Source organism: Pseudophaeobacter profundi (assembly GCF_029697505.1).
GTDB lineage: Bacteria > Pseudomonadota > Alphaproteobacteria > Rhodobacterales > Rhodobacteraceae > Pseudophaeobacter > Pseudophaeobacter profundi.
In genome coordinates, this window is record NZ_JARJEF010000276.1 from 1 (window position 1) to 242 (window position 242).

At 52.5% G+C, this 242-nt stretch carries 1 pseudogene; it reads left to right on the top strand.

The window, feature by feature from the left end:
* Positions 1-121: 121 nt before the first annotated feature.
* Positions 122-242 (top strand): annotated as a pseudogene (locus P2081_RS20935) (ATP-binding protein); the annotation flags it as partial.

The following is a 242-nucleotide window of genomic DNA, read 5'->3' on the forward strand; positions in this document are numbered from 1 at the left end:
CAGCTTCCTGCTCCTTGATCATTTGGATGATCTGTTCGTCCGTGAATCTCGTCTTCATTTGTCCGTCCTTCGGTTGGGCGGACTCTACACAAAACTGGAGGAAATTCAGGGGCTCAGGTCAAAGGACCTTACAGGCTTCGACTTCTCTTCAAGCGAGATCAATGAAGCCACTGTGCGGCAGCTGCACCGATGCGAGTTCGTTGAAAGCGCAGAGAATGTCGTGCTGATCGGCGGTCCAGGAA